The 14,051-nt window shown below is 53.7% G+C and carries 16 protein-coding genes; 8 read left to right on the top strand and 8 right to left on the bottom strand.

From position 1 onward, the window contains the following. On the top strand, window positions 1–723 hold the full coding sequence (locus GC56T2_RS04270) for a BMQ_0737 family morphogenetic spore coat protein (protein ID WP_144973303.1): 723 nt from the start codon (window positions 1–3) through the stop codon (window positions 721–723). Window positions 724–980: 257 nt separating this feature from the next. On the opposite strand, the gene GC56T2_RS04265 is transcribed toward GC56T2_RS04270, so the two are convergent. Beyond that, entirely contained in the window at window positions 981–2,462 is a 1,482-nt protein-coding gene (locus tag GC56T2_RS04265) for a transposase (RefSeq protein WP_144972437.1), read from the bottom strand. A 242-nt stretch (window positions 2,463–2,704) separates the two neighbouring features. Here GC56T2_RS04265 and GC56T2_RS04260 point away from each other — a divergent pair, with 242 nt between their 5' ends. From GC56T2_RS04260 to GC56T2_RS04250, 3 genes are all read left to right on the top strand, one after another. Then, window positions 2,705–3,436 carry a hypothetical protein gene (locus tag GC56T2_RS04260; RefSeq protein WP_144973301.1) on the top strand — a complete coding sequence of 244 codons (732 nt, stop codon included), beginning with the start codon at window positions 2,705–2,707 and terminating at the stop codon, window positions 3,434–3,436. 501 nt (window positions 3,437–3,937) lie between these two features. After that, the gene (locus GC56T2_RS04255) at window positions 3,938–4,204 is read left to right on the top strand and encodes a hypothetical protein (RefSeq protein ID WP_144973299.1); all 267 of its coding nucleotides are present in this window, start codon (window positions 3,938–3,940) and stop codon (window positions 4,202–4,204) included. Between the two features lie 109 nt (window positions 4,205–4,313). Beyond that, window positions 4,314–4,802 (top strand): spore coat protein, encoded by a 489-nt coding sequence (locus GC56T2_RS04250; protein WP_370454514.1) that lies wholly within the window; start codon window positions 4,314–4,316, stop codon window positions 4,800–4,802. 60 nt (window positions 4,803–4,862) lie between these two features. Here the strand turns inward: GC56T2_RS04250 and GC56T2_RS04245 are convergent, their stop codons facing one another. From GC56T2_RS04245 to fabI, 3 genes are all read right to left on the bottom strand, one after another. After that, window positions 4,863–5,213: a DUF1360 domain-containing protein gene (locus tag GC56T2_RS04245; protein WP_235207587.1), complete on the bottom strand. Its 351-nt coding sequence runs from the start codon at window positions 5,211–5,213 to the stop codon at window positions 4,863–4,865. A gap of 12 nt (window positions 5,214–5,225) precedes the next feature. Further along, window positions 5,226–5,633: a CotO family spore coat protein gene (locus tag GC56T2_RS04240; protein ID WP_144973295.1), complete on the bottom strand. Its 408-nt coding sequence runs from the start codon at window positions 5,631–5,633 to the stop codon at window positions 5,226–5,228. Window positions 5,634–5,744: 111 nt separating this feature from the next. Next, window positions 5,745–6,521: an enoyl-ACP reductase FabI gene (gene fabI / locus GC56T2_RS04235; protein WP_144973293.1), complete on the bottom strand. Its 777-nt coding sequence runs from the start codon at window positions 6,519–6,521 to the stop codon at window positions 5,745–5,747. A gap of 551 nt (window positions 6,522–7,072) precedes the next feature. Here fabI and GC56T2_RS04230 point away from each other — a divergent pair. After that, window positions 7,073–8,248 carry an FtsW/RodA/SpoVE family cell cycle protein gene (locus GC56T2_RS04230; RefSeq protein WP_144973291.1) on the top strand — a complete coding sequence of 392 codons (1,176 nt, stop codon included), beginning with the start codon at window positions 7,073–7,075 and terminating at the stop codon, window positions 8,246–8,248. 234 nt (window positions 8,249–8,482) lie between these two features. Then, on the top strand, window positions 8,483–9,220 hold the full coding sequence (gene prpE / locus GC56T2_RS04225; protein WP_144973289.1) for a bis(5'-nucleosyl)-tetraphosphatase PrpE: 738 nt from the start codon (window positions 8,483–8,485) through the stop codon (window positions 9,218–9,220). A 14-nt stretch (window positions 9,221–9,234) separates the two neighbouring features. On the opposite strand, the gene GC56T2_RS04220 is transcribed toward prpE, so the two are convergent. The 4 genes from GC56T2_RS04220 to GC56T2_RS04205 all read right to left on the bottom strand — a co-directional run bounded on the left by GC56T2_RS04220 (window position 9,235) and on the right by GC56T2_RS04205 (window position 12,673). Continuing rightward, entirely contained in the window at window positions 9,235–10,134 is a 900-nt protein-coding gene (locus GC56T2_RS04220) for an RluA family pseudouridine synthase (protein ID WP_144973287.1), read from the bottom strand. A gap of 333 nt (window positions 10,135–10,467) precedes the next feature. Then, window positions 10,468–11,283: an NAD kinase gene (locus tag GC56T2_RS04215; protein ID WP_144973285.1), complete on the bottom strand. Its 816-nt coding sequence runs from the start codon at window positions 11,281–11,283 to the stop codon at window positions 10,468–10,470. After that, a complete protein-coding gene (gene yjbM, locus GC56T2_RS04210; protein ID WP_144973283.1) occupies window positions 11,280–11,918 on the bottom strand; it encodes a GTP diphosphokinase in 639 nt (212 codons plus the stop codon). Before yjbM ends, GC56T2_RS04215 begins: the two co-directional genes overlap by 4 nt. A gap of 365 nt (window positions 11,919–12,283) precedes the next feature. After that, complete coding sequence (locus GC56T2_RS04205) at window positions 12,284–12,673, bottom strand: UPF0738 family protein (protein ID WP_144973281.1); 390 nt, start codon at window positions 12,671–12,673, stop codon at window positions 12,284–12,286. Window positions 12,674–12,809: 136 nt separating this feature from the next. On the opposite strand from GC56T2_RS04205, the gene GC56T2_RS04200 reads away from it, so the two are divergent. Further along, window positions 12,810–13,400, top strand: a complete 591-nt coding sequence (locus tag GC56T2_RS04200) for a CYTH domain-containing protein (RefSeq protein ID WP_144973279.1) — start codon at window positions 12,810–12,812, stop codon at window positions 13,398–13,400. After that, a complete protein-coding gene (locus tag GC56T2_RS04195) occupies window positions 13,397–13,993 on the top strand; it encodes a lytic transglycosylase domain-containing protein (RefSeq protein WP_144973277.1) in 597 nt (198 codons plus the stop codon). Before GC56T2_RS04200 ends, GC56T2_RS04195 begins: the two co-directional genes overlap by 4 nt. Window positions 13,994–14,051 lie beyond the last annotated feature (58 nt).

Here is a 14,051-nt window from a genome sequence, read left to right as displayed (position 1 = left end):
ATGGGTCATTACCATCATCGTCACGACAAAGAACGGCTGTGCATTCGAACTCGCAAAGTCTATGACTGGGTCACTCGACAAATTGACGTTCCGTTGCGGAGCTTCAACGGGCCGGAACTGGAAGACATCTTTCCAACGAGCAAATGCCCGCGTCAAGGGCTGCTATGCGACTGCATCGCCGAGCGGGGGCTTGATCCGTCCGAATTAACGATTCGTTGCTTCCTTTCTGACGCTCAAGGAAATCGGATTGACCCGGTCGTTGACCAAGATGCGCTCATTTTCCAAGAAATTGTTCAGCCCCAAGGGCGCCAGCCGGTCAACATCACACTGCCATCCGGCGACACCGTCACATTGCAAAAGGTCAAAGCTCTCATCAAAGGCCATGTCGTCGTCCAAATTGTGAGCGGAAACGGCGTTGTCGTTTGCGAGTCGAAACCGATCCCGTTTGCGACAGCTCAAACGTTCATCCTTTGCGCTCCTGAAGGCACAGAGCTGGTCGGACACATTTCCTTCTTCGAATGCGACTCCAGCCTCGTCTGCACCGACAACTTCTCGCAGCTCGACGTCTCCATCACGCTTTGCTTAGAAGTGCAAATGGAAGCAGACGTCAAAATCGAAGTCGAAGCCCGGCTGTGCCAACCGCGCGAAGAGCTGGCAGAAGCGACCCTTTGCCCGACAGCCAAGTTCCCGCCGCAATGCCCGGAAGTCTTCCCCGCTCGTTAATGAACGGCTTTTCTGCCCCAGCGAGCCTTTCTCGCTTGGCTGGCAGAAAAGCTTTTTTTCTGCCTCATGGATTCGGAAGCTTGAACGGATCGCTTTCGATAAACTCCCCGGCAAAAAAGCTTTTTCTGCCTCATGGATTCGAAAGCTTGAACGGATCGCTTTTGATAAACTCTCCGGCAAAAAAGCTTTTTTCTGCCTCACGGATGCCATACATGTTTCGCTGCCTTTTTACATATGCATGGTAACAACCTGCGTCTCTAGAAGGCCGGTGAATTAATGGGGCATAGACTTCCCTCATGTCGAATTTTGGAGACCATTCTCCCCGCCATTTGGCGCCAAAGGACGGGAGGACGAGCAGGACTTCCTGCTCCAACTTCCATTTTTGCGCACGCCAAAGAGCCGGTCTCCCCTCGTTTTTTTCGAAACCGGCACAATCGCTTCAGATTTTGCACGACGGCGGTCAACAGCGCCTGTTCTTCCATGGCGTAAAGGCCTCGGCTTCGGGCCCGGTCCAGCCCATGACATTCCTTCCCTTCGGCAAACACATGCTCACAACGCGTGCGAAGGGCTTGAATGGATCGATAACCGCCCTGTTGCTGAATGAGCCTCGCTTGGTTGCGAATCTGAACTTCCCGGACTTTCGCCTGGCGTTGTGCTTCCTGAGCGGGATCCTTCGCCCGGCGCTTCCAGGTTGGAATTTCTTCCATCTCCTTGCGGCGCAGCGACACGAGCGGCGTGATGCCTTGGACGAAGAGCTCTTTCAAATACTCCGTGGTGCCATACGCTTTGTCTGCGGACAAGGTTCGAATCGTGATCGACGGGTGGCGAAACCGAATGGAAGCCAGCTGCTCCAAACTCGTCTCCCGCTCCGCCGTTCCGGTGGCGAGGCTGGCTCGTCTGGACAAAATCACGCGCGACTGGACGTCGATGACGTCGTGCACCAGATACCGAGGATACGCTTCCTGTCCTTTGCCTTTCTTGTACAACCGGGCATCCGGATCCGTCACGCTTCGATGGGTTTGGTTGGAAAACGTAGTTCCACGGAAGTTTCCTCGTTCTCCGGCATGGACGCGTTCCCCTGATGGGGGAGACGGAGAAGGCGGGTCGTCATCGGGATCCCGGTCCGCCTCCGGGGACTCGGCCTGTTCATCTTCCCGGGCGGTGCGGGCGAGGTAGTCCTCCAACGGTTCCACCGGAGCGAGCTTGACTTCCCGCAAGCTGTGGATCGAAGCATTCGCCCGCACTTGAGTGCCATCGGCCGCCGCATGCACATCCGGCGAGACCAGCCCTGCCGCGATGCACTGATCCACCACGTAGGTCATCAGCCGATCAAAGATTCCGTGTTGGCGCCAGCGCTTCCGTGTTTTGACGAGCGTCGTTCGATCCGGCAGTGTGGGGTGATGAGGATCCGGATGGAGCACGGATTCAAAGTCGAGACCGCAAAACCACAAGTATCCGGCATGCATGGGGAGGATCTCATACAACTCCCGCTCGGAGTGGTCGAACAAATACGATAGCAGCATCAGGCGAAGCAGCCGTTCCGGATCCGCCGCCGGACGACCCGTTTTTTCCGTGTACAGGGGAGCCACCCAATCGTGAATGACGGAAAAGTCAACTGCTTCGTTGATTTGGCGCAGGATATGATGTGGGGGAACCAGTTCCTCCATGTCGATGACTTGAAACAGACGAGGCTGAGTCGAAGGATGTTTGGGGGCTTTCATGATCTGCTCACGCTCCATTCAAAGATTCTTCTTCCTTTTTCGACATAAGCCCCCTACATCCCTGCCTTGGCGTGTACTTTTTCACCGGCCTTCTAGGAGTCCGGTGATTTCGTGTAAACTGCTGCTGATCGCTCCCATTTCTCAATTAGAGAAACTTTGCAGAATCAGCTTTCTTTTTGGAATAAAAATGCCTCCAATTGGTGTGGGCAGCGATTTTTCACCGGCCTTCTAGCAAAGCGAACGATAAGGAGGGCAAACAAATGGCTCATCACCGTTCGGATCGAGAACTCCAGCTGCAGCAAAAACTCATTCATTATCGTTCCGAATTGATTCAGTGGGAACAGCGCTGGACCGAACTGCAACAACAGCTAGAAAAAGAACGGCTTCGCACCGAGTATTGGCGACAAAAAGCAAAAGAATGGAAAACTTCCGTTTTGAATGAGTACGAACAAACTATCGCTGTTCTCCAACAAGAACTGTTGCGTTGTCAAGTCGCACTCGAGGAACAAGCGCATCAGCCCGCTCCTTTCACGACCGATGAACTGCGTCTCCATGCCTTTTTTCGCTTTTCCGTTATGCTCCCTTCGCATCCGGAAGAGCCGATTTGGATCATCGGCGATCTCATCATGGACAACATCGGGACGGCAGCTGCAGATATCGCCTCGATTTGCCTAACCGTCACTCCTAAGCAAGCTGGCTCCTTAAGCGGAAAAATCGCTTCTTCTTCGCTGAGTGATCCAGACCAGCAGCCGGGATGGGTTTTCGTTCATTCCGATTGGCAACGTCTCGTTCGTGAAAAGGGAGAATATTGGATTCGCCCTGCCGTCCATCGTTCCCTCGCGCCAAGGGAATCGCTTATATTTCCTTCGTTTCAAATTCGCGTGAACCATCCGCTGTCTGCACCGCTCCGTGTAGCGGCCACCGTGTATTGCGCGCAATCGGAACAAGGGATCGAAGCCGTCAATCCGCTGATCATTCAGCCGCTCCCCTAAAGGGACGGTGATTGAAGGAAACAGGCTGGTTACCAGCCTCGTTTCTCAAATCGAAAAGCCCTGTGGCATGAGGATCGCCTTTCGCACGCTCCCCCATTGCTCAAAAGAAATAACCGTGTTTGGTCAGCCTTCTAGGCGGACAAGCTCTGGCCAAGAGGCAAAACTCCATATTTGTCCCTTTCCTTTTCGCCTCGCTGTTCATACAGTAGTAATGCCAAGATCTCTAAAAGGCTGGTGATTGAAGGGAACAGGCCGCTTCCTCGCCTCGTTTCGCAAATAGAAAAAACCTGTAGCGCCGGTACACACGTTCCCTAGTAGTCAAGGGAAACAGCCGTGTTTCACCAGCCTTCTCAGCTCCGGTGAAGGAACATCTCCGGCCAAAGCTGCTTCTCTGTTCAATCCCCTGTGCGGCGGATTCGGCAGTGCGATCATCGCGAGAACGCGGCTGATTTTCACCGGTGGCCAAGAAAGCATCTTCGCCAAGAAAGGAGGGATCTGGAAATGACGGAACCGTCCTTCTCGCCCGATCTTCCCCAACGGCAGCTGCTGCAACTGTTGGTCGAAAAGACATTGAAAAAACATGGCGTCACAGCGAAACAAGTGCAGCTGACAGCAGAAGAAAAAGAACAAATTCGGCAAATGGTCCAGCAATTGCAAGCCCAAGTGCAACAGTACTTGGAAAGCTTAGAACAGCGTGTCACAGAACATGATGTCGATCCGAACACCCATACCCCAACAAAGAAGCAAGGGAAAAAAACGAAAAAGTAACGACGGCATCCATGGAATCAAAAACGGGCCATTCCCCTTGTCCATTGGCCTACACACCGAATGCCACAAACCGTATGATATACTACAACGACTAAAGGAGGGACTGGACATGAGCCAAGTGATGTATAACCGCGCCTATCCATTGATGGAGACAGCTGCTCAAGAACCGCGGCGCTGGTGCGCCACCGATCCCACGATGACCCACCCGGTTTTCAATTGTGAGGACGCGACGACTGGAGCAGACGCCGAACAAAAGGCAGCGGAATACCAATTGTCAGAAGAATGGATTTACATTAAAGATTCTTGCGAAGTGAAAGTATCCACTACCGATACGAAAGCCGCTGTCAACTTGCAAGTAGCGCTGCAGCTGGCCATCATCGTGTTGCTGCAAATCTCGATTGCTGACAGCGAAGTAGCGGAAGAAGTCGCCGCCGAACTGCTGCAAGCCGTGAAAGTCAAACAAGTGTCGCGCCAAAAAACGGTCATTGAAAATTCTCGCAATGTCACCGTTGAAACGACAGACACCCAGGCCGCGATCAATATCCAAATTATGCTGCAGCTGCTGTTGGCGTTGCTTGTCTTCGTCGACATTTTATAAAAGAAAACGGGCGTCCCGGCAACGCAATGGGACGCCTGTTTGACACCTTCCGTAACTTTTTTAGCTTTGCCTCCTTTGTTCCCACTGATCCATTCCCCATTGCACCAGTCCCGCCAATGCCGCAACGGCCAAGATGGAACATACGGGCTGAAACAACGCTGGCCACCATACGTACCCTAGCCATAAAAAGCCAGCGCTCCAAATGCCTGTGCACCAATAGCAGGACAACAGCTCCCCGACAAATCGCCGGACCGGCTCCTTTCTCACATACCAGACGATTTCTTTCGCCCCATCGGGCCCCACTTCCTCTGCCGCTTCGTAAAAAGGGCGCCGCAACGGAGCGGTGATCTGATCATAAACGAGAAGGCGGGTGAGACGGAAAGCGGCGAAAACGAGGAGAAACATATCCATCAAAGGCACTCGTTACGGCTCCCCTTTCCGTGTCCACCCAATCAAAATGACTTGCCGCACGTCATCGGCGTTCAGTTGACGCTCCCCTTCATTCGTGGCGATTTTTACCCGTCCTTCCTCGCATTCGGTGACAATTCCTTCGAGCGGTTGGGTCGATTTCGTTTCCAAAAGACATTTCACCGGCGGCAAGTGGCTAGGCAAGGAAGCCAAAAACGCCAATTGCTCCGGAACGGTCATTTGCGAAAACGATGGTTTCCATTCCGGTTCGAATGGCTGTTGTTCCTCTTCTTTCTCCACAAGAACGGACTCCCTTCCACGTCGAACAAAGGATTGCTGCATCGAAGCGGTTGGAGGACGAAGTTTCGGCTGCACGATGTAAAGCAAAGGCTCGGTCTCCATCAGTTTTTTCTTTCGGCTCAATGGCTCTCCCCCTTTCTCTCTGCTTGCCTTATATATGTATGCACACGCTGGGCAAAATTGCTTAATCCCAACAGAAAAGCCGCCCCTCGCTTCGGGACGGCTGCCGTATTGTTAATATCCTAAAATGTGATACCCTGAATCAACGTGGATAATTTCCCCGGTGATGCCGCGCGACAAGTCGCTGAACAAAAACAGCGCCGCATCGCCGACTTCCTCTTGAGTTGTCGTCCGGCGGAGCGGGGCGCGCTCCTCGATCTGTTTTAAAATCGAGTTGAAATCGCTCACCCCTTTGGCCGACAGCGTGCGAATCGGACCGGCAGAGATGGCGTTGACGCGGATGCCGTATTTGCCTAAATCGTTCGCCAAATATTTGACGCTCGCATCGAGCGCCGCTTTCGCCACGCCCATGATGTTATAATTTTGCACGACGCGTTCGCCGCCTAAATACGTGAGAGTGACGATGCTGCCTCCTTCCGTCATCAGCTCTTTCGCCTCGCGCGCCACTGCGGTGAGCGAATAGGCGCTGATGTTATGGGCAAGCAAAAAGCCGTCGCGGCTGACTTTCATATATTCGCCGTTCAAATCGTCTTTATTGGCATAGGCGATGCAATGAGCGAGACCATGGATGACGCCGACTTGCTCTTTGATTTGCGCAAAGCAGCGGACAATGTCGTCATCGCTTGTCACGTCGCAAGGCAATAAAAGCGAGCGTTCATCTTCCAATGTGTCCACGAGCGCCCGCACTTCTTTTTCAAACCGTTCCCCGGCGTAGGTGAACACAAGCCGAGCTCCGGCCGCATGAAGGGAACGGGCGATTCCCCAAGCAATGCTCCGCTTGTTCGCCACCCCCATGACGACGTACGTGCGCCCTTCCAATGATAAAACCATTCGTCCATCCTCCCAATTATCATTTATTCTTAGCACCAGGTGTTAATTCTATTATAGGGGATGCCGGCGGTAATGTAAATGAGTGTTGCGTGTTGCGTTTTCCGTTCTTTCTGAATGACGGCGGTTTTTCCCACTTTGCAAAACCGAGCGGATTCGCTAATATGGTATATGGTACCTGCCTTCCTACGCCCCTGCTTCCCGTTGAGGCGGAGCGCGGGAGGCTCGTGAAAAAACACTGATTCCCTTCATCCAAGCGGACCCGACATGTGGGGAGCAGATCGGGCGACAGGTGACAACACCTGATTCCCTTCATCAATGGGAGAACGCATGAAAAGCAAGACCGATGCAACAAGGTTTTTCCCGTTGAGAAATGACATGGCAAAGCCGTCTCTAGGATGAAATCACCGGCCTCGCAGATCGGCAACGGGAAGCGGGCATCTTCAAACCCTTGACGCTTCCCTCTTCCGTCTCTCGCTAGACGATCACTATGCCGGTTTTTTGAGAGAGGAGAGTTTTTTGGCAAATTTCGCTCATATGGAGAGGATCGTTCCATGGATCATGACCGTTTATCCCGTTCGAAACTTGATTACCATTTGTTATTTCTTTTGTTCTTACTGGCCATTGTTAGCGCCATCGCCATTCATAGCGCCGAACCGATGCTTCCCGAAAAGCTGCAAAACGTCAATTTCGCTTCGAAACAGCTGCAGTGGTACGCCATTGGCGCCGTGGTGATCGCGTTGACGATGATTATCGATTACGACCGATTGTTTCAAATCGCCTGGTATTTATATGGCTTCGGGATGTTGCTGCTGCTTGGCTTGGAGTTGAACGTTCCCGGATCCGTGACCATCAAGGGAGCAACAAGTTGGTACAGCTTACCAGGGGGGAACTTTCAGCCATCCGAGCTGATGAAAATTTTTATGATCATCGTCCTTGGCCGCATCATTGTCAATCATCGGGAAAAATATCCCGAACCGACGATCAAGGATGACTTCAAGTTGCTTGGCAAAATCGCCGCCACGGTTTTGCCGCCGCTCTTTTTGCTTGCCAAACAGCCGGACATGGGGATGTCGATGGTGTTTATCGCCATTACTAGCACGTTGGTGCTCGTCTCCGGTATCCGCTGGCGCATCATTTTCGGCATCGTCTTCTCCGGTGTGGCGGTGGTAGCGTCTGTCGTATTCATTTACTTCTATTTCCCTGATTTTTTCCATCGCTATATTATTGAGGAAGACTATCAGCTCAACCGCTTTTACGGTTGGCTTGCGCCTTATGAGTACTCGACAGATCAAGGATTTCAGCTCATTCGCTCGCTGATGGCAATCGGATCAGGAGAACTGTATGGAAAAGGGTTTGGCAACTTGCAAGTGTATTTGCCGGAAGCGCATACCGACTTTATTTTCGGCGTCATCGCCGAACAATTTGGGTTTGTCGGCTCGAGCATTGTCATCTCGCTCTTTTTCCTGCTTGTTTATCGCCTTGTTCATATCGCCCTAGAGAGCAACGACTTGTACGGCAGCTATTTATGCGCCGGCGTAGCGGGCATGATTACGTTTCAAGTATTTCAAAACATCGGAATGACGATCGGGCTTTTGCCGATCACCGGGCTGCCGCTCCCGTTTATCAGCTATGGGGGAAGCTCGCTGGCGACTTATATGCTGGCGATCGGCCTCGTCTTAAACGTCCATTCGCGAACCAAAAAATTTATGTTTGCGAGCGAGGAATAACCGCTTGCCGCCGCTCGGCAGGCGGTTTTGTTTTATCCAAAGTCCGTCTGAATCCGCTGCGGTTTCGGCCAATCCAGCTCCTAGGAGAACGGTGATGATGCGACAGGGCTTTTCTATTTGAAAAACGAGCTTGATAAGCGGCTTGCACCCTTCAATCCCCCGTCCGAGGATTTCCGGCGGCAACGGATATACTAGTTTTATCTCGATCATCCATCGAAAGGAGGGCCTTCCCATATGATGCTGGACATCATCGGCGACATTCATGGCTGTTTTCGTGAATTCGCCGCGCTCATCGAACGACTCGGCTACCGATGGGAGGAGGGAGTGCCGGTTCATACTGGCGGACGAAAACTAGGGTTTGTCGGCGATATAACCGACCGCGGGCCGGAGTCGCTGAAAATGATCGAGGTCGTTTCGGCGCTTGTGGAACGAAACCTTGCGTATTATGTGCCGGGCAACCATTGCAACAAGCTGTACCGCTTTTTTCTGGGCCGGAACGTGCAAATCACCCACGGTTTAGAAACAACGGTCGCCGAATACCGCGCCTTGCCGCCAAGCGAACAAGAGAGAATTCGCCGCACGTTCATCCGCTTATATGAAGGGGCGCCGCTTTATGCCGTGCTTGACGAAGGGCGGCTTGTCATCGCCCATGCTGGCATTCGTCATGATCATATCGGCCGGTTGGACAAAAAAGTGAAAACGTTTGTCCTTTACGGGGACATCACCGGCGAGACGAACGATGACGGAACACCGGTGCGCCGCGACTGGGCCAAGCGATACCGCGGCGATGCCTGGGTCGTTTATGGACACACGCCCGTTCCAGTCCCGCGCTTTGTCGGCCGAACGGTCAACATCGATACCGGCTGCGTATTCGGCGGCGCGTTGACCGCGCTTCGCTATCCGGAAATGAATACCGTCTCTGTGCCGTCATCCATGCCGTACGTGCCGGAGAAATTCCGGGCGTTCTCGTAACAGGCCCCGTTTGTTCATCCGCCCGCGCCTTTGATCAGACGAACGAGATCATCGGGAAGCGGAGCCGCGAACGTATACAGCTTTCCTTCCAGCGGATGAACAAACGACAACGCTCGGCTATGAAGCGCTTGGCGGCCGATCATTTCCCGACTTCCGCCGTACAGCTCATCACCGGCCAGCGGATGGCCAAGATAGGCCATATGAACCCGGATTTGGTGGGTACGTCCGGTCTCAAGCCGAAGGGCAACATGTGTATAGCCAAAGAGCCGCCGCAGCACGCGAAAGTGAGTAACGGCCCGTTTCCCGTCCTCCCGCACTTCGCGGGCGATGATGCTGTCGCTCCGCCGCCCAATCGGCGCGTCAATCGTCCCTTCTTCCTCGATAATGACGCCATGGCAGATGGCCTCATACGTGCGTGTCACTTGCCCTTTTTGCTGCAGCGCCGACAGCAAATGGTGCACATGGCGGTGTTTGGCCACCAGCACAAGCCCCGACGTGTCGCGATCAAGCCTCGTCACCACATGAACGGTCGACTCGAGCTGCTGCTGTCGATAGTGGTGAAGAATCCCGTTCGCCAGCGTTCCGCCTGGGTGATGGCGCGACGGAATCGTCGCCAATCCGGGCGGCTTGTTGACGACAAGGACGTAGTCATCTTCATACACGATGTCAAGCGGCATCGCCTCGGGCTCCATCCAATCGCTTGTCCGCTCCGGCGGAAAAACGACAGACAGCCTCTCGCCGGCGCGGAGCACATGGCGGACGGTCACCGGCTGTCCGTTCACAAGCAGCGCCCCGCCGTGAAATTTGATATCGGTAAGCGCGGTGCGCGAAATGTGGTTCTCTTGCAAAAACTGGCGCAGCAGCTTTCCGTCATGCTGTTCATCGATCAAAAACGTCATCGTCAACGGCGGCACAGTTTGTCACCTTTCTGCTTCCAAAATCAGAAGATGGTTCACTTTCGATTCCGTTATCAATGAGCCCCCCAACCAACGTTACGCTGAAGCTACAAATCGACTCCATCGGTTGGCCCCTTTCCCAAGCCAACCTTACGCTGAAGGCTTCGACGCCGTTGCGAAGGAGTCGCGCCCTCCGCCTAGAAGGCTGGTGAAAAACCGCTGTCACACACCAATGATCGCACTTTCATTCAGAAAAGAAGCCTGTTTCTATAAGATTTCTCTAATTGAGAAATGGGTGGAAGCGGTAGTATTTTGCACGAAATCACCGGCCTCCTAGGAACAGAAACGTTTCTACTCCGTGATAAATGAGTCGCGCACCCGGCGCCAAAACGGAAACGGGCGAAAGCGGGCGAAACGCACTTTTTCATCCGCCACCCGGCATTGAATCGATTTCACTTCTTTGTGCAACAGCGACAAATGGTCGATGGTAATTTGAAAATCGACATGATTGACCGGCTTGAGCAAGCACGTATGGTGCGCCGGCAGCACGAGCGGCGAGCCGATCGTGCGAAAGACGCGATTGTTGATCGACGCCATTTCCGTCACTTGAATCGCTTCAAGCGACGGATGCAAAATGGCACCGCCGAGCGCCTTGTTGTAAGCCGTGCTGCCGGTCGGCGTGGAGATGCATAGCCCGTCACCGCGAAACCGTTCGAACCAATCGCCGCGAATCTCAACGTCCATGACGAGCGTCCCGCTGACGCATTTCACCGTGCATTCATTGAGCGCAAGGTATTTTGCCTCTCCGCCGCCGTTAATATAACGGATCGTCACCTCAAGGAGCGGATACTCGACGACTTGATACGGCGTTTTGGCGATGGCGATGACCAGCTTTTCGAGCTCCTCGGGCACCCAATCGGCGTAAAAACCGAGATGGCCTGTATGAACGCCGACGAACGCCGTCTGATCCAACCGATGGCAGTAGCGGTGGAACGCATACAGCAGCGTTCCATCCCCGCCGACGGAAATGACCAAATCAGGCTCCGCTTCGTCGCAGCGCAGATCAAAATCGAGCAAATACGTTTTCATCTTTTGCGCCAAGGCGTTTGAGACGTCATCGCCTTTGGACGTAATGGCAAACGCGAGCGGTGCGTCCGTTCTTGTCATTGTCCTTCTCCTTTTGCCTCTTGTTTTCTGGAAAATGCCGCCTGCGCCTCTTGAATCTCAAAACGGATTTTGGACATTTCCTCATCAAGACGGTAAGCGGCCTCGGCGGCCCGCTGCAGCCGGGCTTTAATATCTTCCGGAAAACGGCCGCTGTATTTATAGTTTAGCGAATGCTCAATCGTCGCCCAAAAGTTCATCGCCAGCGTGCGAATTTGGATTTCCGCCAAAATCTGTTTCTCGCCACGGATCGTCTGCACCGGATAGCGGATGACAATATGGTACGAACGGTAGCCGCTTTCCTTTTTCTGCGTAATGTAGTCGCGCTCCTCAACGATAGTAAAATCGTTTCGTTGGCGCAAAAGTTCGACGACCGTCTTGATGTCGTCGACAAACTGGCACATGATGCGCAGCCCTGCGATGTCTTGCATCTCCTCTTCAAGGCGGTCAAGCGGGATGTTTTTCTTTTGCGCCTTATCCAAAATGCTGGCCACCGGCTTCACTCGCCCGGTGACAAATTCAATCGGCGAGTGCGCCTCGATCATCTCAAACTGGGCGCGAATGCCCCGCAGCTTCACTTTCAGCTCCTCGACAGCCTGCTTATACGGGGCTAAAAACAAATCCCAATGATTCACCATCGTACCACCTGCCTCTATACGTTTCCATCTCCCGCAGCTCGGTGCCAACAAACAAGGAACGCCGCTGCCGTCCTCTTTTTCCAGCCAGACGAAGAGCCGCACTTCTTGTTCGGTGAACATCCCGAACTGACGCGAATTTTCATCCTCAGATGGAGGGTAAAACGCCGCCCATGGAACGTTTCCGTGAAAATCCCGAACTGACGCGCGATGTTCATCCCCGGGTGGAGGGCGGGTCACTGCCCATGGAACTTCTCTACGAAAAATCCCGTCAGCAAGCGGTCACTTTCATCCTAGGGTCGATGTTACATCGCTTTCCATGAAAATGCCGAACTGGCGCGGATTTTCATCCCCGGGTCGAGGGCAGATCACTGTCCATAGATTTTTTCTGTAAAAAACACCTCTTGCACGGCCTGTTCCAGCTCTTCCCCATAATTGGCATTGCCGCGAATGTTATCGAGCAAATAAACGAGTTCCTCGTCAAACTGTTCGAGTTCGACGGCTTCCTCTCCGCTTTGCAGCCAAACGGGCTCCTTGGCGGCTAGCGTCGCTTTCAATTCCCGCCACCATTGTCGGGGAATGGCGACGTAAAGAAAGCGGTCATTCGTTTCCAAAAGGTAAACAAACGCCAGCCCGTCGGAATCAACGAGCATATGGCGCTTCGGGGCCACATCGGCGAGCGAAACGGGAAGATCAGCGCGCAGCCAGAGCCGCCCCGCTTTCCGCTCCGCGTGATGAACGGTCACTTTCTCGTTCATGCTTTCTCTCCTTCCACCTCAACCAAACCTCCGCCCTTTATTTTACCATATTCACCCTCTGCAAACGAAATAATTGATATTCAGCGAAAAACAAACGATAATAGAAAGAGACGATGTCCGAAGAAGGAGAACAACGATGCACCAAGAAGTAGAGAGGGAATGGAAAAACTTGCTGACGCGGGAAGAGTTCGCTGCCATCCGGGCCGCTTTCGGCTTGGATGACGACGCTTTCCGCCGCCAAGAAAACTATTACTTCGACACCCCTTCGTTTGCTTTGAAACAACAAGGAGCGGCTCTGCGCATTCGCGCCAAAGACGGTCGCCTGATGTTGACGCTGAAACAAACGCAAACGGACGGGACGCTGCTGGAAACGCACGAGCCGCTGACGCCGTCTGAAGCGAGCGCGCTTCTCAACGGGGCCGCCCCGCGCGGCGGAATCGCATCGCTGCTAGTAAATTTGGGCATCGATCCGCATCGTTTGCGCTGTTTCGGCTCCCTCGTCACCGATCGCGCCGAATGGCCATACGAAGGCGGTACGTTATGCCTTGACCATAACCGCTACTTGCATTGCGAAGATTATGAACTCGAATATGAAACCGATGACGCCGTGGCGGGTGAGGAACGGTTTTTGCGCCTGCTCACTGCGCTTGGCATTCCCCGCCGTCCGGCGCCGAACAAAATCGCCCGCTTTTATGCTCAAAAGGATGAAATGGGGGAAAAGGAATGACGATTTCACCGTTGCAATTGCTTGTGGAATGGCAGGCGCTCGCCTCGTTTTCGCCTAATCGTTCCAGCCTCTCGTCGCCCGTCCCTTCGCTGTTTTCGACCCTCTTGGCCGAATATATGAAAAACCAAACCGAGGCGGCGGAAACGCTTTCGACTTCGGATACAGGGCGCGCCAATGCCAGCGCGCCGAACAAGGAAACGGTCCCGTTCTCCGGGGCATCTTCCATTGATCGTCTTATTGCGGCGGCCGCGGAAAAGTACGATGTCGATCCACATCTGATCCGCGCTGTGATTCACCAAGAGTCCGGCTTTCGTCCTGACGCGAAAAGTCGAGCGGGAGCGCTTGGATTGATGCAGCTGATGCCGAGCACCGCCAAAATGCTGGGCGTGGAGAATCCGCTTGATCCGGCGCAAAATATCGACGGCGGAGTGAAATACTTGCGCCAGCTTCTCAACCGGTATAACGGCGATGTCACGCTCGCCTTAGCCGCGTACAACGCCGGCCCCGGAAACGTCGATCGTTACGGCGGAGTGCCGCCGTTTGCCGAAACACAAGCGTATGTTAGACGCGTGCTCGACCGCTGGCGCATCTAAACGGCGGTCAAGTCGCTTTGTTTGAGCTGGGCGGCCGTTGCTGATAAAATAGCAATCA

The sequence above is a fragment of the Geobacillus sp. C56-T2 genome (assembly GCF_007829715.1).
GTDB lineage: Bacteria > Bacillota > Bacilli > Bacillales > Anoxybacillaceae > Geobacillus > Geobacillus icigianus.
This window is presented reverse-complemented; position numbering and strand designations above follow the sequence as displayed.